The organism is Paraburkholderia acidicola, assembly GCF_002362315.1.
GTDB classification, from domain to species: domain Bacteria; phylum Pseudomonadota; class Gammaproteobacteria; order Burkholderiales; family Burkholderiaceae; genus Paraburkholderia; species Paraburkholderia acidicola.
This window is the reverse complement of sequence record NZ_MTZV01000001.1, coordinates 423,193-447,071: the sequence shown is the minus strand read 5'-3', so window position 1 is coordinate 447,071 and position 23,879 is coordinate 423,193. Positions and strand designations below refer to the sequence as shown.

The window sequence follows — 23,879 nt, the reverse complement described above, 5'->3', positions numbered from 1 at the left end:
GCCGATGAAAGCCCTGCTGCGCGTTGTACTAATCGTTGATGCCCTGTTGCTGCTCGCGTTCGGGTTGCTCTTCCTGCTCACGCCATGGGCGTCGCTGTACAACGCGATGCAACTGGTCCAGGTGCAGCCTGCGCTGATTGGGCAGGCGTTCGGTATCGCGCTGATCGGCCTCGCGTGGCTGGCGCTGCATGCTTCCATCGATGGTGCGCTCACTACTACGGCGGCACGTGTCGTCGGGCATGTGAACTGGCTCACTGGTGTTTTGATGCTGGTGTGGTTGCTCGGTTTGCGTACGCCGTCGTTGACCGGCTTTGGGCAACTGGTGTCGGTGCTCGCGGCAGCGGTGCTGCTCATCGTCGGGCTTGGCGGTGTGCGACTGGCGGGCGCTGTACGGCGTCGCGATCGCTCGCGGGGCGCTGAAACGGCGGCTGCGGAACGCGCTGACAAGCAAGCCGCGAAAGCGCGCAGTACCGATCGCTCGGGTTCAGGCTATGGCGCGCAACCTGCCGCTGAACCTGCGTTGCCGGTGGCTTCGGCCGCCCCCGCAGCAGGTCAGCGCGTTGAGCCGGATCTCGCTGCTGCAGCACGGCCCGGTGCGTATTCGAGTACCGGTAGTGAAGCTGGCACGAGCGGCACACGCGATGCAACCGCCGAGGCGGCCAGCCCGCCGCGGCCTCCATTTCATGGCTGACGCGCGCCGCTGCCCGAGACCGTTCGCTAAAGCTCCCGTATTCCGTCTGCGCGCGCCGTTTGCATCACTGCGTGTGCCATCCACTCCCGGCGCGCAGACCACCACACAACTTGCCGGTTCGCAGCCGACATCCAGATTAACGCCGCGCGCTGCGCGGCTTTCCGTATCCCCTCACTCTTATTTCGTCCGCTGCCATGCATGACAAGATCCTGATCCTCGACTTCGGCTCGCAAGTCACCCAACTGATCGCGCGTCGCATCCGCGAAGCGCATGTGTATTCGGAGATTCATCCGTACGACGTCGACGACGCGTTCATCCGCGAGTTCAAGCCGAAGGGCGTGATTCTCTCGGGCGGTCCTAGCTCGGTCACTGATACCGACACGCCGCGTGCACCGCAAGCGGTGTTCGAACTGGGCGTGCCGGTGCTTGGTATCTGCTACGGCATGCAGACGATGGCCGAACAGCTCGGCGGTAAGGTCGATAACGGCCACCTGCGCGAATTCGGCTACGCGGAAGTGCGGGCCCGCAATCACACGAGTTTTCTCGACGGCATCGAGGATTTCCGCACGGTGGAAGGCCACGGCATGCTGAAGGTGTGGATGAGCCACGGCGACAAGGTGCTCGACATGCCGCCGGGCTTCCAGTTGATGGCATCGACCGAATCGTGTCCGATCGCGGCGATGGCCGACGAGACCCGCCATTTCTACGGCGTGCAATGGCACCCTGAAGTCACCCACACGGCGCAAGGCCGCGCGATGCTCGAACGCTTCGTGCTGAAGATCTGCGCTGCGCAACCCGACTGGGAGATGGGCCATTACGTCGACGAGGCGGTCGCGAAGATTCGCGAACAGGTCGGCAGCGAGCACGTCATTCTCGGGCTGTCGGGTGGTGTCGATTCGTCGGTGGCGGCGGCGCTGCTGCATCGCGCGATCGGCGACCAGCTCACGTGTGTATTTGTCGATCACGGCCTGCTGCGTCTGAACGAAGCCGAGCAGGTGATGGCGACCTTCGCCGACCACCTTGGCGTGAAAGTGATTCATGTCGATGCGAGCGGCCCGTTTCTGTCGAAGCTCGCCGGCGTCACCGACCCGGAAGCGAAGCGCAAGATCATCGGCGCGGAATTCGTCGAAGTGTTCCAGGCGGAAGCTGGCAAGCTGACCGACGCGAAGTGGCTTGCGCAGGGCACGATTTACCCGGACGTGATCGAATCGGCAGGTAAGGGCAAGAAGGCCACGCAGACGATCAAGAGCCATCACAACGTCGGCGGTTTGCCGGAGACGCTGAACCTGAAGTTGCTCGAACCGCTGCGTGAACTGTTCAAGGACGAAGTGCGCGAACTCGGTGTGAAGCTCGGTCTGCCGCCGGAGATGGTGTATCGCCATCCGTTCCCGGGGCCGGGGCTCGGTGTGCGGATTCTTGGTGAAGTGAAGCGTGAATTTGCGGATCTGCTGCGTCGTGCGGATGCGATTTTTATCGAAACGTTGCGTACGACGATCGATGAAGCGACTGGCAAGTCATGGTACGAATTGACGAGCCAGGCGTTTGCGGTTTTCCTGCCAGTGAAGAGCGTTGGAGTGATGGGCGATGGGCGGACTTATGAATATGTCGTCGCGCTGCGTGCGGTGCAGACGCTTGATTTCATGACTGCACAGTGGGCGCATCTGCCGCATGAACTGCTGGGGCGCGTGTCGAACCGGATTATTAATGAGGTTCGGGGGATTAATCGGGTGGTGTATGACATTTCGGGGAAGCCGCCGGCGACGATTGAGTGGGAGTGAACCGGCGTTTGGCACGTACCGGCAGGACCTCGCAATAAGACACACCTAAGCCCGTATCGCAGCGGGCTTTTTTCTCAATTGGTCTGGCAACATCTGGCACGCCGGAGCATCGTCAACGGGCGGCGAGAGGTAGAGGTTCTCCAGGACTTGCAGGAACAACTGATGAAACCTTCTCCTGTGGTTGATTCGCAAGCCCATAGCGACCAGGTTCGTGGCTACATCGATGACATCCTCTTTCAAGCGCATAAACCCGAGATAAAGGGTCGGCAGGGACTCGGAGTGATTGGTCATCGCCAGCCGTTGCAACTTGCCACAATCGAGTCACCGGAACGCCACTACCACCTGCATCCCGCTATCAGCGAAGGCCTTGACCTGCTTCTTCGGCGCATCCTTTTCGACGATGATCGTCGCGATAGCATCCACAGAAGCGACGCTATGCGTAGCGACGCTAATCATCTTCTCCTTGATCACCGCTATCGCGATCGTGCCACTTCTCGCAAGCACCGCGCGTTTGAATGATGCGTCCTCCAGACTGAAGGCGGTCAACCCCTCTTGCGGATCGATTGCACATGCTCCCAGAAACGCGAGATCAAACGTCATCCGCTGAATGGCCTCGACCGCGAGCACGCCCACGGTACCGCCAATCGTCTTGTCGATCTGACCGCCCAACGCGATCAATGTCACGTTGTCCTTCTCGAGCAGAGCAGAAGCGATAACCGGTGAATTGGTGACAACGGTCAGGTTAAGGTCCGGTGGAATAGCACGCGCTATGGACAGGTTGGTGCTGCCGGTGTCGAGAAAAATGCACTGGTTATCGGCGAGCAAAGAGACTGCTGCAACCGCGAGAGCGTCCTTTCGCTCTGGCTCCCGTTCCATTCGATCCTGCAGGTTCCCGCCATTGGGTGGAAGAGCAACTGCACCTCCGTAAACCCGTTTGCAAGCCCCCGCTTTTGCGAGGTCGGTCAGATCGCGCCGGATAGTGTGTTCAGAGACTTCGAATTCTGTTGCCAGATCGGCGGCAAATACCTTGCCTTTCGACGCGAGCAATGAGCGTATGTGACGTCGGCGCTCGTCCGGAAGGGCTTCGTAAGTGAGCATCGTAGAGTCTGATGAATGGCCGATAGTGAGCAATAACGAGCATTGTAGGGCGGAAAAGCGAGACCGTCCAAGACGCGCTAACAAGACCCGTTACGCACTGGAGCCGGTCGACTCCGGATGGACGTCAAAGGCGGCCGGGGACTCTACGTTGTGAAAGAGTCTTGCTAGCAGCTCACGCAACATTTCGGCTTCTGCCGCGCTAAAGCAGTTCAGCGCGACAGTCTCATAGCGCTGTGCGAGCGGAACGATTTCGCTCGTTAGCTCGACGCCTTTCCTCGTCAACGCGAGTTGCACGGCGCGGCCATCGTCACTGCTCTTCTCTCGGGAAACGAGCCCTTGTTCAATCAGCCTGTCCACGATGCGTGAGAGTGCTGACTGATCGATACATGCTCGCGGGACCAGCTCTGAGAGTCGCTGATGAGGCATATGGCCGAGCGACGCACACACGCGCCACTCGCTCAAGCTCAGATCGTATGGCTTGAGCGCTTTCGAGAAAGCGTTGCCCATCCGGCTTCCTGCGCGCGCCACAAGGTACGGTACGGCTCGCTCCAGATCATGATCGACTGTGATCTGCGAGGGACGCTGCTTTTTCATTTCCCGGTTACCTCCACGAAATATATGCGTATGCAAGTATATGTCAATGTCCCGTGGATCGGATAGTTCCGTGATAGGGCGTGCCACGCGGAAAATTAGCTATGACCCGCAGTAGTGTGACCGGGTATACCCTGGTGCATATATATGAATGTTCAAGTATACACTTGGTCCCGGATTGAATGATTTTTCATGTATATGAGTGGCAAAGATAAAAACGCTCCATGGATCAAGCGATGTTCATACATTTAGGAAGGCATAGGAAACAGCATGGAAACAAATGGACTGAAGGTCAATGCAGCGGGTTCCGACACCTCCCTGGGTGTTGCACGGGTTCTGCTCGCCATTCTCTTTCTGGTTAGCGGTGTCCTGAAAGTGATCGGGTTTGACGGGATGGTGGGCTATGCAACGATCAAACATCTGCCATTTCCCACACTCAGCATTCTGGTGGCACTGGCGATCGAAATCGGATGTGGAAGTCTGCTGGCGGTGGGTTACAAGGCTCGCTGGGCAGCGCTGGCATTGATCATTTTTACGCTTCCGACGTCATTCATCTTCCATCCGTTCTGGAGCGTTGACGCGAAGCAGTTCGATGATCAGCTCTATAACTTTCTGAAGAACATATCGATCATCGGTGGCCTTCTTTATGTGGTTGTGGTCGGTCCTGGCGCGGTTTCACTCGATGCGAGGCTGAAAAATGGCCCAAAGTGATCGAAGAGACATAGAGGCTGATGCAGGGAAGAGGATCGTGCGGAGCCGTAAATCACAGTACTCAAATGGTGGTTAACCAGGAGTCAGGAAAGTGAAAAATCTGTCCATGAGTGTGTGTCTGTCGTTCATCCTGATGTCAGCCGGACTCACCCAAAGCTTCGCCGCAGACTACGTCAGCGGTCCATTCGAGAAAAGCCGTGCGTACTCGACAGCCGTTGTCACTGATGGCGGTCACATGGTTTTTCTGGCGGGGGAAGGCGGAAACAGGGATGCGAACGGGAAGGACATATCGAACGATCTGGATGCCCAGATCGAACTGATTTTCTCGAACTTCTCGAAGACGCTCAAGAAAGCAGGCGGTACGAACGCCGATATTACGACGATGACTGTCTTCATCAAGGACGAAAAGGATGGAGATACGTTCGTCAAGTTGAGGAAAAAATACTTTCCCGACGGCAATTACCCTGCGAGCTCTCTGATCACGATCAAGGATCTGGCGCAACCTGGATGGAAGATCGAAATTGAAGGTGTGGCTGTCGTCGGCGATAAGTGCAGGACGGGTCAGTGCGTAAGTGCAAACTGAGCGACAACCAATCGACACGCGCAGGTCGTTGGTCAAGCAACACCTGACTTCAGGGAAAAGCCGCTGGAACCCCTCGCATTGCACTCATCCATCCGAGAGACAAGCATGCCGCAGACTATTGTTGTCAATGGAGCGCCACATGAGGTCGCGTCGAGTCCTGACACACCGTTGCTCTACGTTTTGCGCAATGAGTTGCACCTAAACGGACCCAAATTCGGCTGTGGGCTTGCTCAATGTGGGGCGTGTACGGTGCATCTCGGCAATGCGGCAATACGTTCTTGTGTGATTCCGGTGCAGGCAGTTACACAACCCGTCACGACAGTCGAGGGGCTTGCAAGACGCGATCCACCGCACCCGTTGATTTCCTCATTCGTGAGACACCAGGCTGCACAATGCGGTTACTGCATAAGCGGCATGATCATGACGTCATCGGCTCTGCTCGATAAGACACCTCATGCAACAAGGGATGAGATCGTTGCGGCGCTGGACGGCAACCTTTGTCGATGCGGGACTCATTTCCGCATTCTCGCCGCTGTGGAAGATGCAGCCAAAGGAGGGGCGGTATGACCAGCCGCCGGCAGCTTCTGAAAATGGGCGGTGGTCTCGCCATATCGTTTTCGTTTCCGTTGTTCATGCCACGGTCGATTTCGCCTGCGTATGCGGTTACAGGCAGTGAAACCGAAGCGCCGAAATCGCAGGACGCGGGACATATAAGCGCATGGCTCTCGATCGCAAGGAATGGCGCGGTTACGTTGTACGCAGGGAAGGTGGAACTTGGCACTGGCGTGCAGACGGCACTCGCGCAACTCGTTGCTGAGGAACTCGACATATCGGTTGCGAGTGTGACGGTGACAATGGGCGACACTGCCATTGCTGTCGATCAGGGAGGGACGTTTGGCAGCATGACGATCAAGAACAGCGCACTACCGGTACGCCGCGCGTGCGCGACGGCCCGGATGTTTCTGGTCAAACAGGCGTCGAACGCGCTGGCGGTGCCGATAAGTCAGTTGAGTACCCGGGACGGATATGTCCGCGTAACCTCAAATCCGCAACGCGCGGTTGCATATGGCGATGTGATCCCGCCAGCATGGGCGACACTGCCGGTCGATAAAGAGGCAACGTTAAAGCGAGCATCCGCTTTTAATGTAATTGGCAAGCCGGTTCAGCGGATTGATCTGCCGGAGAAGGTGGCCGGTACTCACGCGTACCTTCAGAATCTACGGCTACCGGGCATGGTGCACGCTCGCGTGATTCATCCGCCGCTCAGTGGCGCAACGTTGATAGACGTGGATCGGAACAGCGTGGCTGATCTGCCGGGATTCATCGCTGTTTTCGTCAAACATAACTTCGTTGCGGTCGTCTGCGAGCAGGAGTTCCAGGCGGTCTCCGCGTCGCGGACGCTCGTAGTCAAATGGACGTTGCCGCAAGACTCGATCGAGAGTTCGGCGATATATGACACGATGCGTGCGGAGCAGGGGGAGACTGAGGAATTACGTCAAGCTGGCGATGCCAGTCACGCTTTTGACAAGGCGTCGAAGCGCCTGAGCGTCACCTATCGGACACCGTATCAAACTCACGGGTCGATCGGACCTTCCTGTGGGGTCGCAGATGTCAGGAATGACTCTGCGGTCGTATGGTCCGCGACCCAAAGTTCGTTTGGGACGCGCGACGCCATCGCTGCCTTGATCAATCTGCCAGCAAGCCAAGTGCGTCTTGTCTGGGTGGAAGGTTCCGGATGCTACGGTCATAACGGCGCGGACGACGCGTCGGCCGAAGCCGCGGTTCTTTCGCAGGCGTTTAAACGCCCCGTCCGCGTGCAATGGATGCGGCATGACGAACACGGTTGGGATCCCAAAGGTCCCGCAATGGAAATTCAGGTTAAAGGCAGTATCGACGCAACAGGAAGGGTCGATAGCTGGGCATACCTGGTATCCACCCCGACGCACATCTCGCGGCCGTTTGGTAATGCGGGAAACCTGTTGCCGGGCAGAATGCTGGGGCTGTCACCCAAGCCGATTCGCTACGGCGGAGACGATTGTGCAAGAACGCTTTACCACTTTACTGACGAAAGGGTCGCAGTACGTTGGCTACCCGATGGCGCCCTGCGTCCTTCAGCAATGCGTGGTCTCGGAGCAGTGGCAAATGCATTCGCGAATGAGTCGTTTCTCGATGAGTTAGCCAGCCTTTCTTCGCGCGATCCAGTCGAGTTACGCCTCGCACATCTGAGCGACACGCGCGCGATCGCGGTTCTTCGAGAGGTGAGAGCGATATCGAACTGGGCTACGCGTCGTGCCAATGCAAACAGGCGTGGTGCCACGGTTCGCGAGGGTGTTGGGGTTGCGCTCGCACAACTTGAGCCAGGTGGAGCTTATGTAGCGATGGTGTGCCAGGCTTCGGTGGACACTCACAGTGGCGAGATTCGTGTCACACGTGTGTTTGTCGCACACGACTGCGGTTTGATTGTGAATCCTGACGGGCTACGCAACCAGATACAAGGGGGCGTGGTTCAGGCGCTTAGCCGTTCGCTCAAGGAAGAAGTGCACTTTGACGGCAAGGCAATGTTGTCGCTGGACTGGACGAGTTACCCCATCCTGCGTTTTAGCGAATTACCGTCGGAGATCACGATTTCGTTGTTGAACCGTCCTGATCAGCCGCCGGTCGGTGCAGGCGAGCCGGTCGCGTTGACCGTCGCGCCTGCAATCAGTAATGCAGTATTCCATGCGACCGGTGTTCGACTTCGAAAGACACCCTTTACCCCCGCAGAGTTCAAGACGAACTACTGAATTGAAGACTTAGCTTGCTGGGACACTCGATGACCAGCCGCTCAGACGGCTTCGCGCGCACGGTGCGCTTCAGCGACATTCACCGCAATATCAGCAAAATTGCGCGCCGCCTTCGTGGCCGTCTGAGGCAGGGCGACCGCTATCCGGCAGGGCGGCATGTCGCGAATGGGCGGGAAAACGACACCGGGCCTCGAATAGAAGAGGGCTGTCGACAATGCAGTGATGCTGATGCCGCGTCCTGATGCCACTGCCTGAAGTTCGCTCTCCACTGTTGCGGCTTCGTGAACGACCTTAGCTCCCCGCCCGCCACGGTAGTCGTCAGCAATCCAGTAGTTTCGCCAGATACCCTGACTGGGCGCCGCGACAATGGGCTCGTCCAGAAGGTCATAAATACTCAGGTTAGCGGCCTTGGCCAGACGATGAGCCTGAGGCAGGCATGCCACGCACGTCTCTTCGAGCAGGATCTCAAGTTCAACGCCCTCGGTGCTAACCGGTGGTCGGAGTATCGCGACATCCATGTCCTCATTGATGCCTGCCTCCGGCTTTGAGAAGTCGAACTCTTTGACCAGCACGCGGACCTCTGGATATTTTTCACCAAAGGCACGCAATACCTCGGGCATCAGATCAACACCTGTGCCTGTCAGGAACCCCACATTGAGTACGCCGCGTATTCCCCGAACGTGATCGTCCGCGTTCTCGATGAACTTCTGCGCATAGTCCAGAATCTTTTTCGCGTCTTTGACCAGTTCTTCGCCCGCTTGCGTGAGCGCAACGTTGCGGGTGTTGCGATTGAAAAGGGAGACGCCGAGGGTTCCTTCCAGTTGCCGGATGGTCTGCGAAAGTGTCGGCTGCGACACGTGCAATAACTGCGCGGCCCGAAGGAAGTTGAGTTCGGAGGCGACCGTCACGAAGGCACGCAATTGCCGCAGATCGAACCCAAAGTTATGCATCGAAAACTCCATCATCGCAGTGCCACGTCGGGACCGCGCCATCATTTATTGGTATTTCCAATATATACACTTTTTTTTCATCATTCTAGCCAGCGTTTACACCTCCTAGGATTCGATCGAAGGCGCAGTTCTGGCGCCCCGCGAAACAGGAGATAGAGACATGAGTGGAAAAGACGCATTCACAACGGAAGAAGTTGCTGGCCAGAAGTCCTCGGACAAAATCACGCTCGTACGCGCACGGGGATCTCTCGTGTGGGACGACACGGGCAAGGAGTACATCGATTGCACGGCGCAGGCGTGGTCCAACAACCTCGGCGCAAATGACCCACGGGTGGTCGAGGCGGCGATCGCTCAAACCCGCGAGATGATGCACATCCGGCCGAACTTCGACTCGCTGCCGCGTCGCGCGCTGGTCAAGAAACTGCAGGAGATCGCCCCGGGGAATCTGAACCAGATCGGGTTTGCGTTGCATGGCAGCCTCGCTGGAGAAATGGCGATGAAGCTGGCCTTCAAGAATCGTCCGGGTGCGCAGAACCTTATCGTTCTGCAGGACGGGTATCACGGTCGCTCACTGGCGACACTGGGTGCCAGCTGGCCCCATCCGAACAATCCGTTCCTGCCGATCCAGCCGAGATTTACGCGGGTTCCGCATCCCTATCCGTATCGCAGTCGCCTAGGGATGGATCCCGAGATGGAGTCGCAGTTGTGCCTTGGGCTCCTCGAGGACGCCATCGCCAAAGGGGTCGACGGTCCTGTCGCCGCGGTGATGATGGAGCCGATACAGGGAAATGGCGGTCACATAGAATTTCCGCGTTCGTATTACAAGGGGGTACGCGAAATCTGCGACCGCCACGGCATTCTGCTCATTCTGGACGAGGTTCAGACAGGCTTCGGCCGCATGGGCACGATGTGGGCCTCGGAGTATTACGATGTTTTGCCCGACATCATTGTGTTCGGCAAGGGCGTCGGGGGTGGTTTCCCGCTCGCGGGTATTCTCGCCGATGAGCGTCTCACGTGGTTCGATGAAGGGGAAGAGGCACTCACTTTTGGTCACTTCCCCGTATCGCTCGCGGCAGGCGTAGCCACGATTGAAGCCATTCAGGCAGACAACCTTTGCGCGAAAGCAAAGGAATCGGGCGAATATGCCACCCAGCGACTGCTCGAGATGCAGAAGCGCCGCAAGCTGATTGGCGAGGTCCGCTGCCCGGGTCTGATGGTGTCGTTCGAGCTCGTCACCGATCGGGAAAAGAAGACGCCCGCGCGTCACGAATCGCAGGAGGTGTATCGGCTCGGCGTTGAGCGTGGCGTGCTGTTCGGCGAAAGTCGCTACGCCGGCCTGGGCAATCTCATCAAGATCAAGCCGCCGCTGGACATCGAGCGTCCTTTGCTTGCGCGCGCCCTTGATGTCCTCGACGAGGTGCTGGGAATGATCGAGGAGAACGTCAAATGAGTGTCCCCTCCACAGCGTACGATGCACGCGCCCCGGAAGTGAGCGATGAGCAGCAGGTAGCCTCCGACGATGCGGATCTAGCCACGCTTGGCTATCAGCAGAAGCTGCATCGCACGATGGGATCCTTCACGTCCTTCGCCCTTGCGTTCTCGATGGTTTCGATCAACACAGGGGTGGTCACCCTTTTCTCGGATCCATTTACCCGGGTGGGTGGCGTGGGCATTCTGCTGTGGCTCGTCGTCATCCCGCTGGTGTTCTGCATCGTGATGGTTTATTCGCACCTCGCGGGACGGATTCCACTGACGGGCTATGCCTACCAGTGGTCGAGCCGGCTGGCCGGGAATCACTTCGGCTGGTTCACCGGGTGGGTGGCATTCATCTCGTTTGCTGCGGGTACCGCCGCGACGTCGGCGGCTATCGGGAGCGTTTTTGCACCGGAGATATGGCCCAACCCGACGCAGTTGCAGATTCAACTGTTGAGTATCGGCGCAACGGTTGTCGTCGGTGTCCTGAATGTGTTCGGCATCAGGATCGCAACACGAATGAACGACCTGGGGGCATGTATCGAGCTCATCGGCACAGTCGTACTGACGCTCGCGTTGATCGGAGGAGTCTTCTTCTTTTTTCCTCACACGCAGGGATTGGGGATTCTGGTCGACACTAATCCTGTCAGCAAGCAGCCAATTCATTTCGTTACGATCGCACTTGCAACGCTTCTGCCGGTTTCCGTGCTGTTGGGATGGGAAGGTGCCGCCGACCTTGCCGAAGAAACCCGGGATCCTCGCAAGACCGCGCCTCGGGCAATGATCAGGGCGGTTGTAGTATCGAGTGTCCTCGGTATCGTCGTGTTCGCTTTGCTGGGAATGGCCATTCCGGGGTCGGTAGAGCAACTTCTGGCGCATTCGGAGAACCCGGTCATACATCTGGTCCGGTTGCAACTCGGGCGCGTCGCGGGCAGTGTGATGGTTGTCGTAGCGTTCGCGTCGATTCTCGCCTGCCTGATTGCGAACATGGCGGTGGCGACGCGTATGACGTTTGCGTTGTCGCGGGACAAGATGCTACCTGGCTCGGGGTTTCTGTCGTCCGTCAATCCGAGGTTCGGTACGCCCGTAGGCGCAATTGTCCTGATCACGGTCATTGCGGTAGTGCTGAATCTCGCGAGCGGTGGATTTGTCACGGTGATTTACTCGATGGTGGGTCTGACGTACTACCTGACTTACTTTCTGACCTTGGTCGCCGCTTATCTGGCACATCGCCGCGGCGATATGCCGAGTGCGCCGCAAGGGGTGTTCGATCTTGGTCGCTGGCTTGTGCCCATGATCGTGACCGGTGGGGCATGGACCCTGGTCGTCATCGTCACGCTGACGTTACCCGATGAGAATCATGACGCGGCCATCACCACACTTGCAGCACTCGCAATGGGCGCTATCTGGTGGCTGGCTTCGTTGAGGGGCAGGTTGGACCGTGGTGTCGCAGGGCCCCGGCAAGCGAGGCTGTAGATCGGCTTCGATCACGCACCGATGAAAACGAGGTGACATATGGCAAGTTTGCATGAGCTGAACTGGCTTAACGCGCCGCAGGCATCTGAGATTCGCTCCGGCGCCTTGTGGGTCAAAACCGCTGATCGGACAGATTTCTGGCGCGGGACTTTCTATGACTTCTGGCGCGATACGGGTCATTTTGGATACGTCACCGTGACAGGAGATTTTTCCGCAGAGGTCACGGTCGATGCTCGCTACGAGGTTCTGTACGACCAGGCCGGTTTGATGATGCGTCAAAGCGAGGCGCACTGGATCAAAGCCGGGACAGAATTCTCCGATGGTCAACTCTGCATGTCTGTCGTCGTTACCAACAACTATTCCGACTGGTCGATGCAGCCTCTGGCGAGCTCGGCCAACGCGTTGCGATTGCGCTTGACGAGGCACGGTTCAGCCGTACGGATTCAATATCTACGCGAATCGGACAAGCGGTGGCAACTCGCGAGACTGGCGTATTTTCCGCCTACCGAAAGCATCGACGTAGGCGTGATGTGCTCCTCTCCGGAGCGAGCTGGCTTTGAAGCGACATTTCGCGATTTTCAGGTGGGGCCGGCAATCGACCGGAGCCTCCACGACGAATAGCCCGCCCGGCGATGTGGTTCATTGATTCCAGATCGAGCATAATCGAGCGTCATTTTGCGCGCATTCGCCCTTGACGCATCCATATATCGATCTATACTGAGCGATAAATTGCTATAGCAAGCGACGATCGATGCGCGCACCACAGGGCGCTTTGGATGGCGCACCTTTACCCGACTGGAGATATTTCCTTGAACGATCTTATTCAGGACGCTCACGCGGTCCTGCTCCCGGCCTTTGGCGGTCTTGAACTCGACGACGTGGTTCTGCGTTACCTCGATAACGGTGGCGTCTCCATCCTCCTCGGCGAAAGCCGCGAGGAGTATGTCGCGCGTGCCATGAGTGACGAACGGCGTGCGAATGAGACCGCTGCCAACTTCGAACATGTCGTTGAACTCGCGCGACGTCATGCCGGAAGCGGCGTCATCGTGGCCATCGATCAAGAGCTCGGCGGCATTCAGCGTCTGCATCGGCTGGCACCGGCTCTACCGGACTTCGAAACGGCGCGTAGCCTTTCCGCGGACGAAATTACAAAGCAGTCGGCCGCGGTAGCGACAGCGGCCCGGGGTCTGGGTGTCAATCTGTTCCTGGCGCCGATAATCGACGTGGTCACCGGTATCAACCCGTGGCTCGCGCGCCGAAACCTTGGCGCCGATGCGGCTGAAGTGAGCCGTATCGCATGCGCGTTTGTGCGCGGTGCGCAGGCGGCCGGTGTCGCTGCTTCAGCGAAGCACTTCCCTGGGCATCCTGTGACGGAGCTCGATCCGGCATTGCATGAGGCGGTGGTCAAGGCCACCCTGGATGAACTGCAACCCACGATCGGCGTGTTCAGAGATGTAATCGATGCAGGTGTGAGCGCGGTGATGGCAGGTCCGGCGCTGGTGCCAGCCATCGATGCCGACAAACCCTCCAGCACCTCGCACGACACGCTGTCGTTTCTGCGGGGAGAGCTTGCTTTCCAAGGCCTGATCGTCTCAGACGACATTGACGCGCCCGGTATCCTGCGCGGCCGGACAATCGCGGCGACGGCAGTCGCGTCGCTGGGTGCCGGCGCCGACCTGTTGCTTGTCTCCAGTCAATCGGGTCTTGACGTCATCGTCGGGACGATCGTCGAAGCCGTAAAGAGTGGGGCGCTTGCACAGGAGCGGCTTGCTGAAGCGGCTCACCGGGTGCGCTCGCTGGCGCGAAACCTGGAGACGGGGCGCGACGTCGGGACGCTTACCGCAAGGAGCACGTAACCGTGACCAGCGAAGTGTCTCGCCTCGCGCATGCCATGCTGTTTCCGGTGCTTGAAACGCTGGACATCGACGATCATATCGCTCGCTTCCTGGACAATGGTGGCAGGAGCCTCCTGTTCGGGGAGACGGGGGACGAATACGTCACCGGCAGAATGAGCGAACAGAGGCTCAAGCGGGAAACGCTCGGTGCCTGGCAGGATGCGATCAGAACGGTGACGACGCGTGCAGGCAAACTGATATTGGCAGCTGACGCCGATATCGCTGCCGTCCATCGATTGCAAGGGGTATGCGCACCACTGCCATCGCGTGAAGCCGCGCAACGAATGTCAGAGTCCGAACTGGAACAGGTCGTTTTTGAGGCGGCATGTGGAGTGGTCGACGCTGGTATCAATCTCGTCCTGTCTCCAACCGCTGACGTTTTGACAGGAAAGAACCCGTGGCTCGAGGGCCGTACATTGGCCGACGATCCCGAGACCGCATCGCGCATGGTGCGTGCATATGTTCGCGGTGCTCGCCGTGCAGGCTTGAAGACGACTCTGAAGCATTTCCCAGGGCATCCTGTATTGCGAGGCCATCCAGGCTCACTGGACGCAACGGTACCTTCCTCACTGGATGAACTGCGGGCTCAATGGGGTGCATTCCGGGTTGGAATCGAAGAGGGCGTGAGCGCGGTGATGATGGGGCCGGCGCGCTTCGAGGCAGTCCAGCCTGTGACCGCAGGATCATTATCGGCTGAGCTGATCGCGCTCTTGCGGCGGGAGCTGGACTTTGGAGGACTGGTCATGACCTGTGACATCGACCACAAGGCCACCATTGGGAACCGGTCCCTCGGAGACACCACAGTCGATGCACTTTTAGCCGGCGCAGACCTTGTCCTGTTGTCGCCCAAGGCCGTGCCGCACATCGATGAAATTGCGGTATCCATCGAGAAAGCCGTTCAGAACGGCAAGCTTGACGCGACACGTCTTAAGGCGGCAGCCGCAGCCGTTCACAAGCTGGCTGATTACCACTTCGTTTGACTGGTAGAACGGGGAGCGCTGCAGCGCAGGTTCCCCGGTTTTCCATCGAGCTAGTGCCTAAGAGTGAATCTGCTCCCTCTCCTGTATCTGGAGACACTGTCGTAGGCGCCAGTGAGTGGGCTTGAAAAATCGCTGCGATTGATTGAAAGAGCCGAGCGCGGGAACGTCAGGATCGTGATCGACTACTGGCATTGTTATACGTCAGGGGTCACACCCGACGACGTTGCGAAGCTCGACAAGGGTGTGATCTATGGCGTGCATGTCTGCGATTCACTTCGTTTCGACGGGGGTATACCGGACGAGAGCGTGCTTCGGGACGTGCCAACGGGCACCGGAGTGCTGGATCTTCAGGACTGGACCGACGCCGTCAAGGCAACGGGATATGAAGGCTGGTGGAGCTGTGAGCTGTTCTGCAAGCGTCAACAGCAACAGAACAGTTATCTGGTCGCGCGCGAGCTGAAGGCGCTGATGGATACGCTGGTTCAGCCTGCTGCGTGATTGTGCAGTCTGGCGAGTCGGCCCGTATCCTCAGACACCTCGTATTCCAACATTCCAACATTCATGGCCTTGCCAACACTACCCGACATTGTGTTCCTTCACCACCTCGCAGACATCGCCGATGCCCAGACGATGCCGCGCTACCGGACCGAACTGGCGGTCGACACGAAGTTCAAGGAGGGCTATACCTTCGACCCTGTCACCGAGGCAGATCGTGAGGCCGAGATTGCGATTCGCGCTGAGATCTCGGCTAGATATCCCGATCACGCAATCCTCGGGGAGGAGCTGGGCAAAACGGGCAGTGGTCCCTGCTGCTGGGTGCTTGACCCCGTGGATGGAACCCGTCCTTTCATCTGTGGCATTCCTGTGTGGGGCACGCTGATCGGCTTCACGATCAACGGCCGTGCCGAGCTGGGAATGATGAGTCAGCCCTTCACCGGCGAACGTTTCTGGGCCGATTCTGACGGCGCATGGAGCGAGCGCGCGGGCAAGCGCGAGCGTCTGGCCACGCGCAACGTCGGCCGCCTGTCACAGGCGATCCTGCATACAACCTCGCCCGAACATTATCGCGGTGACATCAGGCAAGGGTTCGACCGGCTGGCTGCGTCCGTGCGCATGACCCGCTACGGCGGAGAATGCTACGCAATCGCGATGCTGGCTGCAGGCCACATCGACCTCGCGGTCGAGCCTTCGCTACAGCCTTATGACATCGTGGCGCTGATCCCCATCATCGAGAAGGCCGGTGGTGTGGTAACGAGGCTCGATGGTGAGCGGGCCGAAGCAGGTGGCCCGGTCCTGGTGTCGGCGACGCCGGATCTCCACGCCGAGGCACTGCGGCTGCTCAATGGTGGTGCTTGAGCGCTCAGGAGATTCATAGAACGGCGTATATCTATTGCCAGCACGCTGCGCAAGATACGAACATCAATCTGGTCATCACACGGAAATTTAAGAGATATTATTCTTTCCTTTTCCGCAAATTAAGGTAGTAATATTAACCTTATGGCCAAAAAAACTGCTCCTCTGCTACCCGCAACCGAGCTGCGCTTGCAGCAGCTCGGGGAGCGTTTGCGCCTCGGCCGCCTGCGCCGACGCCTGACCGGCAAGCAGGTCGCGGAGCGGGCAGGGATGACACCCGTGACGTTGCGGAGTCTGGAAAAAGGGAGTTCCGGGGTCACGATAGGCGCCTACCTGGCTGTCATGCAGGTATTGGGTGCGGAAAAGGACCTGGATCTCTTACTGAGGGATGACCCGCTCGGTCGGAACCTCCAGGACGCCGCGTTACCGCGACGCGCACGTACGGCAAAGCAAGCCGTACCCGCAGCGCCCGGACGTAGTGCTTCTCCGTCAGCGCCTGCCACGAAGACAGAACCGACAGCAGCGAGCAACTGGATTGCGGACGACACGTTCGTCAGCGCCGAAAGCCTGGCCTCTCTGATCAGAACGCCGAAGCCGAACAAAAAGGGACCGGCGAAATGAGCAACGGGCTGATTGCCGTCTATGGCGATTGGGACGGCCTCGCCGAGCCAATCAGGTTGGGGCGGCTATACGCACGTCCCGCTGCCACCCAGGAAGTCTTCGAATACGAATTCGAAGGCGAAGTGCTGAGCCGGCTGGATCTGGCAGGTCTCAATCTCGACCCGCGGCTGGGCTGGTTTGCGGGTCGGCAATATCCGCCGCAGGGACAAGAGACGTTCGGCGCATTCAGCGACGCTAGCCCGGACCGATGGGGACGCCTGTTGATGCGCCGAAGGCTGGAGCGGGCTCAACGCGCCGGTCAGGCCGACCCCAAGGCGCGGCTCTATGAATCGGACTACCTGCTGGGCGTGCACGATAGCTATCGTGCCGGCGCGTTGCGTTTTCGACGCGACGATGAAGGGCCGTTCCTCGATGATCAGCACGATGTTGCAGCCCCTCCTTTCGTACAATTGCGCGCGCTTGAGGCTGCGAGCCTCGCTCTCGAGCGCGACACAGACAACACGGCGAGCGAAGCCGACGAATGGCTGCGCATGCTGATTGCACCCGGCGGTTCATTGGGCGGCGCACGTCCGAAAGCTAGCGTGGTCGATCCGACAGGACACCTCTGGATCGCCAAGTTTCCCAGTGTGCGCGACGACCACAACGTCGGAGCCTGGGAAATGGTCGTACACACGCTGGCCAGAGTCTGCGGGCTCAACGTGCCAGAGGCCCTGATCAGGCGATTCGGCAGCGCTCACCACACGTTCCTGGTCAAGCGGTTCGATCGTACGGCGCCGGGGCGGCGTCGCCACTTCGCTTCCGCGATGAACCTGACCGGCCATCAGGATGGTGACGATGCCTCGACGGGTGCCAGCTACCTGGAAATCGCGCAGGTGTTGATGACTGACGGTGCGAGTACCGACCTCGATCTGCGAGAGTTGTGGTCACGCATTGTCTTCAACCTGCTTGTGTCGAATACCGATGATCACTTGCGTAATCACGGTTTCTTGCTGCAACCGGGCAGGGGCTGGGCACTTGCTCCCGCATTCGATATGAACCCGGTTCCCCACGCACACGGGCTGAAACTCAATATCAGTGAGGCGGACAACGCCATGGATCTGGCGTTGGCGCAGTCCGTCGCACCTTACTTCAGGATTTCCGCCGGGCAGGCAGCAGAAATCATGTCGAACCAGATTCAGGTTGTGTCGCAATGACGGACGATTGCCGACTCTCTTTCAATCTCCAGCAGAGAGCAGCAGCAGATGGAGCCTGCTTTTCGCCTCGCCGCACACGCATAAGTGCCGACCGGAGCACCACCGCGGCCGGCCTTACTTCACAAACCTAAAACGTATAAGCAACCTTCCCAAACGCCGTCCGCCCGAGCGAGTTATATCCATACGCCGTCACATACTGCCGGTTGAACAGATTCGACAGATTCGCCGACACCGTGAGATGCGAGTTGACCCGATATGAAGCGCGCAAATCGACCCGCGTATAAGACGGCAGATAAATCGCATTGAACTGATCGTCGAACGTCGTCCCACCGTACAGCACGGAGACGCCCGTGCTGAGCGCATGCAGGTGGAACTCATCCCAGGTGTGATCGACGCTCAGGTTGACCGTCTGACGCGGGCGACGATTGAGCCAGCTGCGGTCGGTGATGTCCTGCGGATTCAGAATACCCACAGCAAGACTGACCGGCGTGGACTTGCCGATCGTGCCTTTGTACGAGAGGTCGATGCCCTGGATGCGCGCCTCGCCGATGTTATCCGGCGCGAACGTAGCCGAGTTATACGCAATCAGGTTATGCACGCGCGTGTTGTAGATCGCCACCGAGAAACTGCCGAACGAAGTGGCCGCGTCGAGCGCCGCTTCGACTGAATCGCTGCGCTCGGGCCGGAGATTCGGGTTGCCGAATTGCGGGTAGTACAGATCGTTGAACGTCGGCAGACGGAACGCGTTGCCGTATGACAGTCGCGCCGTGTACACCGGCGTGATCGCATACGACACGGCGACATTGCCCGTGTTGACCGACTGGCCTTCGACAATCTCATGGCGTCCCGCGAGAAACACCGTGAGCGCACCGAGCGTGGCCGACTGATGGAGCGACACCGCGGAATCGTTGCGCGTCGGCACGCCGGTCGGGATGTCGACGGGCAGGAAGGCCTGTTCGCGCGAGAAATCGTAGGCAAGCTTCGTTTCGCCCGACAGCGGCAGGCCGAACAGGTTGAAGCCCTTTTCCTGATGAGTCAGCGAGGTCGATGTGCTGAGGCGCGTCGAGTCGATTCTGTCGCTCGGAATACCCGGGCTGTTGGTGTAGTAAAACTGGCGGTCGTTCGCGTAGCCGACGGACTGGTCGAACTGCGTGTTCGGTGCGATATCCCAGTGGAATGCGACGCCCGTCGTCAGCTGGTGATCGAGTTGCCGGTTGTCGCCGCCTACATTGTCGTACGAGAGATCCGACCGGTGATAAAGCGCGAACGTGGAAATCGACCAGTCACCGTGCGCATAGCCGAGCCGGCCGTCGATATCCTGCGCGTGGTAGGGATTGCGGCCCGCTTCGTGACCGTATGCGTAAGGCTGGGTCGTATCGATCCCAGCCGTGTTGTAGTCGTGCAGTCCCAGCGAATACGTGAGCCCGGCAAGCGCAGCAAGCGGACCCGTCGAGGGGATACTGCCGGACGTACGGATCTGCGTATCGAAGGTCTTGTTCGAGCCACCACCGGTCGAGATCGTCGTCTGGTTGGGCTGATTCGCCGAATGGCGCGTGAACAGCTGCACGACACCGCCCATCGCGTTCGCACCGAACGATGCGGCCGCCGGCCCCGAAATGACCTCGACGCGCTCAAAGGCCGAGGCCGGCAAATCGGCCCATGCGGCGGTGCCCGTGGTGGCGGAGCCGACCCGGATGCCGTCGATAAACACGGCAACCTGCGCACCTGACGAACCGCGAATGCTGACAGACGCCGTCGAACCGGGCCCGCCATTCTGTGCAACCGTAACGCCGGGAAGCGTAGCCAGTGCCTGCGTGATGCTGGGATCGGCGGGCGACAGGCGGTCGAGATCCTGACGCGTCAGAACGTGGGTCGTCGCGTAGCGCTGATCGAACGATTGCGGCAGATGCTGCGTATCGCTGGTGACGACGATGTTCGGCAGCGTAGTCGTGGTGTCGGGGGAAGATTGCGGCGCCGGTGACGACGTCGAATCGTCAGCCGCGTGCGCGATCGATGCGCCCAGCGAGAGGGCGAGGGCAGCGGAAATCCCCGCAACGCCCGCAACGTGACAAGAGAAAGCTTCCTGAAAGGAAGCGCGTTTTCTAATAATGCTAGCCATGTGACAGATCCAGAGGTCGGAGCCGTCCTTGCAACACGCAACCGCATCATGCGGTGCTCGCGCTTCGGGACACCCCGCCCGGCGCGGCTGCAGGACCTCGGTTGATGGCAGGTCTCCTGGCTCACGGGTCGTCGCCCGGTGCCGACCTTCCCGGTTTCCCAGTGGTCATGAGTGGCACGGACTCGCCGCTTACAGTTGCGGGGGCAGCCGCAGACTCGAAGCGTCGAACCACCGACGCGACTACTGCGTTCCCTTTTATCCCTATCACGGGAACCATCGAGGCGAGAGCGTAACGATTCCCGAGCGACGCAGTCAATCTTTTCGGGCAAACGCAGGGCTTTTACGACGCGCTTTTGCAACGTCCCCCTCTGCACCGCGATCCTTGCGGCGCGCCTACCCCCATCACACTCCCCTGTTCGGGGGATAGTCCGTCCCCCTGAACAAATTTCTGCATGTCGTCGAAGCGATCGAGGATCAACTCGAAACAGCACGCACCTCCGTGTGTATCGACGAACCGGTCAGCGAAAAGAATGGCATACGCGCGTGAATACCGGGCGCTGTTTTGCGTAGGGCGAACACACCGACCGTTATCGAACGGGCTTGGCCTCGCGGTGCGACGATGGAGAAAACGATGCAGGAAAACACCAGGCTCGCTGTTGATGCTCGCCAGTATACTGGCCCACTTGCCGGACGCAGTTGCTTCGCGAAGGTCGAAGCAAGTCGGAAGAAGTGAGGTTATGCACCGTTCGTCGGACTCAACAGGAGGAGGACAAGAATGAAGCGCATCGTTTCCCACTATCTGGTCGCGCTGGCGGCGATCGTTGGCGGTTCGTTCACTGGGCCGGCACACGCGGATGCCGCGAATCCCGTGGTCGCATTGCTGCCGGGTGTCACCGATCCTTTCTACTTCACGATGCATCGCGGTGCCGAACGCGCTGCAAACGAAGAGCATGTGCAGTTGCTGTTCCAGGTGCCCAAAGCATGGAATACCACCGAGCAGGTGCCGATTCTCAAGGCCTTCATTGCGAAACGCCCTGACGTCCTGCTGATCTCGCCCGTCGACAAGCAGCAGTTGATCGGACCGCTGAAAGAAGCCGCTGACGCAGGCATCAAGGTCATCACGGTCGACACGTATATCGGCGATGGCCACTATCAGACCGGCAAGGGCGACGCGGACTTTCCGCTGTCGTATATCGCATCGGATAACCTGGAAGGCGGACGCGTGGCCGCGCGATCGCTTGCGAAGGTTATCGGCGACAAGGGAACGGTCTACTGCGAAAACAACAAGCCGGGAATCTCAAGCACCGATGCGCGTGCCGAAGGTTTCCTGGAAGAGATGAAGAAGCACCCGAACATCAAGGTGCTGCAAACGCAATATAACGAAGACGATGCAAATCGCGCCGCGTCGCATGTGGCTGCGGTTCTGGCGCGCAACCCCGATCTGGCGGGCGTGTTCGGCGCGAATACTTTCTCCGGCAGCGGCGCTGCTCAAGGTGTCAAGGCTGCGGGCAAGCAGGGCGTCGTGAAGGTCGTCGTGTTCGATGCGGTGCCTGGCGTCGATCAGCAGATCAAAAGCGGGCTCGTCGACATCGCGATCGCACAACGTCCCGATGAGATCGGTTATTACGGCGTGAAGTACGCGGCCGACCTGATACGTGGCAAGAAGATTCCGTCGTTCAAGAGCACGGGCTTTGTCGTGCTCGACAAGACGAACATCGACCAGCCGGACATGAAGCAGTACATCTATTCGAACTAGGCAGGCGCTCTCGCACGAGAACCTGCCCCCGCGTGTGCCGATGTGCATACGCGGGCATTACTGCCGATTTCCCGGAAGATTCGATGGATAACTCACGGCTCGACAGACTCGCCCTGATCAGCAAGGTGTGGCCCTGGCTTTTCCTGGGCGCGCTACTGGTGTTCTTTGAAGCGTGGGCGCAGATATCCGATCATCGCTCGTTCATCTTCAACGCCTACAACCTGCAATCGATCGGACTCGCAGCCAGTGCTCCGCTACTGCTCGCGATCGGCCAGACATTTGTCATCATCACGGCGGGCATCGATCTGTCGGTGGGCTTCGTGATGGGACTCGCCGCCGTGTGTGTCGCGCAATTTACGTTACTGGGTGGCGGCTCGCCGTGGGTCATGCTGTTTTCCGTTCCGTTGACTGTCGCGGTGTGCGCGATTCCGGGGCTCGTGAATGGCGTATTGATCGCGCGGCTTGGCGTACCTGCTTTTATTGGCACGCTCGGTATGTATGGGGTTGCGCGCGGTGCGGGTTTTCTCGCAGCGGGAAGCGGCATGACCGTGGCCGTGGACAATGCCGGTCTGGTCTGGCTGGGCCATGGCTGGACGCCAGTCGTGTTGACGGTTGTTTTGCTGCTCATCATGCACTGGGTGCTGTCGAAGACGCGTTTTGGCCAGTACACGTATGCGATCGGCGGCAATCCGCAATCGGCGATTCGCGCCGGGATCAACGTCAAGCGCCATCTGCTGATGATCTATCTGATCGCTGCGGCGTTTGCCGCGATTGGCGGCATCGTTTATACGGCGCGCTTTGCTGCGGGCGCTGCGAATGCGGGCGAACCGATGCTGCTCGATTCGATTGCGGCGGTTGTGATCGGCGGGGCGAGTCTGTTTGGCGGTACCGGCAATGTCATCGGCACATTGATTGGCGCGCTGATCATTGCGGTGATCGAGTTCGGACTGGTGTTCATCGACGTCAACGCGTTCTGGCAATTTATCGTGGTCGGCATCGTGATCATCATGTCGGTGCTGATCGATCAGTACAAGGAACGGCTCGGAGGTGCGCAATGAGCACGCCGATCCTCGAAGCGCGTGACATCTCGATCCGCTTTGGCGGTGTGGAAGCGCTGCGGCGCGTGTCGCTGCAACTGATGGCCGGTGAAGTGCTGGCACTGGCGGGCGATAACGGCGCCGGCAAGTCGACGCTGATCAAGATCATCTCCGGTGTCTACCATGCCGATGCGGGGCAGTTGCTGTTCGACGGTGCGCCGTTGCAACTGCGCGACCCGCAGGATGCGCGTGCGCAGGGGATCGAAACGATCTATCAGGATCTCGCGCTCGCTGATAACCTCGATGTGGGCAGCAACATTTTCCTTGGGCGCGAGCCGACGCGTCGCCAGTTTGGGCTCGAGGTGATCGACCGGTTGCGCATGGCCGAGGTCGCACGTGAAGTGCTCGAGCGGCTCGATATCGTGATTCCTGAACGCAAGCTCAGAGGGCCGGTGAAGATGCTCTCCGGTGGGCAGAGGCAAGCGATTGCAATCGGCCGCGCCATCTACTGGAATGCGCGTGTGCTGATCATGGATGAACCGACCGCGGCGCTCGGCGTACCTGAGCAACGCAAGGTGATGGAGTTGATCGCCGCGTTGAAAGAGCAGGGCGTGTCCGTGATCCTGATCTCGCATAACCTGCACGATATCTTTGCTATTGCCGACCGGATCGTTGTGTTACGGCGTGGCGAGGTTGCCGGGGAGCGTCTCGTGGCTGGGACGAATGGTGACGAGATCGTGCATCTGATGGTGGGGGATACGTATGCGAATGCGGGTGGGGTGGGGCGGTGA

Annotated in this window: 22 protein-coding genes and 1 riboswitch; of the genes, 18 read left to right on the top strand and 4 right to left on the bottom strand. The window is 59.2% G+C overall.

All coding sequences use genetic code 11. From position 1 onward, the window contains the following. Positions 1-4: 4 nt before the first annotated feature. Complete coding sequence (locus tag BWP39_RS01650) at positions 5-691, top strand: hypothetical protein (RefSeq protein WP_096716628.1); 687 nt, start codon at positions 5-7, stop codon at positions 689-691. 194 nt (positions 692-885) lie between these two features. Continuing rightward, positions 886-2,469: a glutamine-hydrolyzing GMP synthase gene (gene guaA, locus BWP39_RS01645; protein WP_096716627.1), complete on the top strand. Its 1,584-nt coding sequence runs from the start codon at positions 886-888 to the stop codon at positions 2,467-2,469. A 321-nt stretch (positions 2,470-2,790) separates the two neighbouring features. On the opposite strand, the gene BWP39_RS01635 is transcribed toward guaA, so the two are convergent. Together BWP39_RS01635 and BWP39_RS01630 are read right to left on the bottom strand one after the other, a co-directional pair. Next, the gene (locus BWP39_RS01635) at positions 2,791-3,567 is read right to left on the bottom strand and encodes a DeoR/GlpR family DNA-binding transcription regulator (RefSeq protein ID WP_096716625.1); all 777 of its coding nucleotides are present in this window, start codon (positions 3,565-3,567) and stop codon (positions 2,791-2,793) included. A gap of 90 nt (positions 3,568-3,657) precedes the next feature. Beyond that, a complete protein-coding gene (locus BWP39_RS01630; RefSeq protein ID WP_096716624.1) occupies positions 3,658-4,161 on the bottom strand; it encodes a MarR family winged helix-turn-helix transcriptional regulator in 504 nt (167 codons plus the stop codon). Between the two features lie 267 nt (positions 4,162-4,428). On the opposite strand from BWP39_RS01630, the gene BWP39_RS01625 reads away from it, so the two are divergent. From BWP39_RS01625 to BWP39_RS01610, 4 genes are all read left to right on the top strand, one after another. Then, a complete protein-coding gene (locus BWP39_RS01625) occupies positions 4,429-4,869 on the top strand; it encodes a DoxX family protein (RefSeq protein WP_096716623.1) in 441 nt (146 codons plus the stop codon). Positions 4,870-4,960: 91 nt separating this feature from the next. Further along, complete coding sequence (locus tag BWP39_RS01620; protein ID WP_207556529.1) at positions 4,961-5,452, top strand: RidA family protein; 492 nt, start codon at positions 4,961-4,963, stop codon at positions 5,450-5,452. A gap of 105 nt (positions 5,453-5,557) precedes the next feature. Next, complete coding sequence (locus tag BWP39_RS01615) at positions 5,558-6,019, top strand: (2Fe-2S)-binding protein (RefSeq protein WP_096716622.1); 462 nt, start codon at positions 5,558-5,560, stop codon at positions 6,017-6,019. After that, entirely contained in the window at positions 6,016-8,235 is a 2,220-nt protein-coding gene (locus tag BWP39_RS01610; protein WP_170043821.1) for a xanthine dehydrogenase family protein molybdopterin-binding subunit, read from the top strand. The genes BWP39_RS01615 and BWP39_RS01610 overlap by 4 nt, the downstream gene beginning before the upstream one ends. Before the next feature lie 41 nt (positions 8,236-8,276). Here BWP39_RS01610 and BWP39_RS01605 read toward each other — a convergent pair whose 3' ends face one another. Next, complete coding sequence (locus BWP39_RS01605; protein ID WP_096716734.1) at positions 8,277-9,185, bottom strand: LysR family transcriptional regulator; 909 nt, start codon at positions 9,183-9,185, stop codon at positions 8,277-8,279. Positions 9,186-9,345: 160 nt separating this feature from the next. On the opposite strand from BWP39_RS01605, the gene BWP39_RS01600 reads away from it, so the two are divergent. The 9 genes from BWP39_RS01600 to BWP39_RS01560 all read left to right on the top strand — a co-directional run bounded on the left by BWP39_RS01600 (position 9,346) and on the right by BWP39_RS01560 (position 18,176). Then, positions 9,346-10,635, top strand: a complete 1,290-nt coding sequence (locus tag BWP39_RS01600; RefSeq protein WP_096716620.1) for an aspartate aminotransferase family protein — start codon at positions 9,346-9,348, stop codon at positions 10,633-10,635. Positions 10,636-10,673: 38 nt separating this feature from the next. Next, positions 10,674-12,134 (top strand): amino acid permease, encoded by a 1,461-nt coding sequence (locus tag BWP39_RS01595; RefSeq protein ID WP_170043820.1) that lies wholly within the window; start codon positions 10,674-10,676, stop codon positions 12,132-12,134. A gap of 39 nt (positions 12,135-12,173) precedes the next feature. Then, positions 12,174-12,755: a DUF1349 domain-containing protein gene (locus BWP39_RS01590; protein ID WP_096716618.1), complete on the top strand. Its 582-nt coding sequence runs from the start codon at positions 12,174-12,176 to the stop codon at positions 12,753-12,755. A gap of 188 nt (positions 12,756-12,943) precedes the next feature. Continuing rightward, positions 12,944-13,990, top strand: a complete 1,047-nt coding sequence (locus BWP39_RS01585) for a glycoside hydrolase family 3 N-terminal domain-containing protein (protein ID WP_096716733.1) — start codon at positions 12,944-12,946, stop codon at positions 13,988-13,990. A gap of 2 nt (positions 13,991-13,992) precedes the next feature. Next, on the top strand, positions 13,993-15,009 hold the full coding sequence (locus BWP39_RS01580; RefSeq protein ID WP_235851351.1) for a glycoside hydrolase family 3 N-terminal domain-containing protein: 1,017 nt from the start codon (positions 13,993-13,995) through the stop codon (positions 15,007-15,009). Positions 15,010-15,120: 111 nt separating this feature from the next. Beyond that, positions 15,121-15,507 (top strand): TIM barrel protein, encoded by a 387-nt coding sequence (locus BWP39_RS01575; protein ID WP_268877159.1) that lies wholly within the window; start codon positions 15,121-15,123, stop codon positions 15,505-15,507. A gap of 63 nt (positions 15,508-15,570) precedes the next feature. Further along, a complete protein-coding gene (gene hisN / locus BWP39_RS01570) occupies positions 15,571-16,365 on the top strand; it encodes a histidinol-phosphatase (protein WP_096716616.1) in 795 nt (264 codons plus the stop codon). Between the two features lie 141 nt (positions 16,366-16,506). Further along, a complete protein-coding gene (locus tag BWP39_RS01565; RefSeq protein ID WP_096716615.1) occupies positions 16,507-16,983 on the top strand; it encodes a helix-turn-helix domain-containing protein in 477 nt (158 codons plus the stop codon). Then, a complete protein-coding gene (locus BWP39_RS01560; protein ID WP_235851349.1) occupies positions 16,980-18,176 on the top strand; it encodes a type II toxin-antitoxin system HipA family toxin in 1,197 nt (398 codons plus the stop codon). The genes BWP39_RS01565 and BWP39_RS01560 overlap by 4 nt, the downstream gene beginning before the upstream one ends. 127 nt (positions 18,177-18,303) lie before the next feature. Here BWP39_RS01560 and BWP39_RS01555 read toward each other — a convergent pair whose 3' ends face one another. Continuing rightward, a complete protein-coding gene (locus BWP39_RS01555) occupies positions 18,304-20,295 on the bottom strand; it encodes a TonB-dependent receptor domain-containing protein (protein WP_096716614.1) in 1,992 nt (663 codons plus the stop codon). A gap of 89 nt (positions 20,296-20,384) precedes the next feature. Further along, a riboswitch (cobalamin riboswitch) is annotated at positions 20,385-20,588 on the bottom strand. Between the two features lie 482 nt (positions 20,589-21,070). On the opposite strand from BWP39_RS01555, the gene BWP39_RS01550 reads away from it, so the two are divergent. The 3 genes from BWP39_RS01550 (at position 21,071) to BWP39_RS01540 (ending at position 23,879) form a co-directional block, all read left to right on the top strand. Further along, positions 21,071-22,051 carry an ABC transporter substrate-binding protein gene (locus BWP39_RS01550; protein WP_096716613.1) on the top strand — a complete coding sequence of 327 codons (981 nt, stop codon included), beginning with the start codon at positions 21,071-21,073 and terminating at the stop codon, positions 22,049-22,051. Between the two features lie 83 nt (positions 22,052-22,134). After that, entirely contained in the window at positions 22,135-23,109 is a 975-nt protein-coding gene (locus tag BWP39_RS01545) for an ABC transporter permease subunit (protein ID WP_096716612.1), read from the top strand. Further along, on the top strand, positions 23,106-23,879 hold the full coding sequence (locus BWP39_RS01540; RefSeq protein ID WP_096716611.1) for an ATP-binding cassette domain-containing protein: 774 nt from the start codon (positions 23,106-23,108) through the stop codon (positions 23,877-23,879). The genes BWP39_RS01545 and BWP39_RS01540 overlap by 4 nt, the downstream gene beginning before the upstream one ends.